The organism is Nocardia sienata NBRC 100364 (assembly GCF_001613205.1).
Taxonomy (GTDB): Bacteria; Actinomycetota; Actinomycetes; order Mycobacteriales; family Mycobacteriaceae; genus Nocardia; species Nocardia sienata.
The window spans coordinates 1-686 of record NZ_BDBX01000130.1 but is presented as its reverse complement, the minus strand read 5'-3'; the positions used below and the strand labels follow the sequence as shown (position 1 = coordinate 686).

General features: G+C 63.6%; 1 pseudogene. It reads left to right on the top strand.

Annotation, left to right across the window (positions count from 1 at the left end):
- Positions 1–686 (top strand): annotated as a pseudogene (locus tag NS4_RS31050) (DNA-directed RNA polymerase subunit beta); the annotation flags it as partial.

The following is a 686-nucleotide window of genomic DNA, read 5'->3' as shown; positions in this document are numbered from 1 at the left end:
CTCCGACGAGGTGTTGGCCGATCTCGACGAGCGCGGCATCGTGCGGATCGGTGCCGAGGTGCGTGATGGTGACATCCTGGTCGGCAAGGTCACTCCGAAGGGTGAAACCGAGCTGACCCCCGAGGAGCGGTTGCTGCGGGCGATCTTCGGTGAGAAGGCGCGTGAGGTGCGTGATACCTCGCTGAAGGTGCCCCACGGTGAATCCGGCAAGGTGATCGGTATCCGGGTGTTCTCGCGTGAGGACGACGATGATCTGCCTCCCGGTGTGAACGAACTGGTCCGGGTGTATGTGGCGCAGAAGCGCAAGATCCAGGACGGTGACAAGCTCGCCGGTCGGCACGGTAACAAGGGTGTGATCGGCAAGATCCTGCCGACCGAGGATATGCCGTTCATGCCGGACGGCACGCCGGTGGACATCATCTTGAACACCCATGGTGTGCCGCGTCGTATGAATATCGGGCAGATCCTGGAAACCCACCTCGGCTGGATCGGTAAAGCCGGCTGGGAGGTGGAGGGCAACCCCGACTGGGCCAAGAATCTGCCGGAGGAGATGTGGAGCGCCCCCGCGGACTCCAATATCGCCACCCCGGTGTTCGACGGCGCCCAGGAGGAGGAGCTCAGCGGTCTGCTCGCTTCGACCCTGCCCAACCGTGACGGTGAGCGGATGGTGAACTCCGACGGTAAGG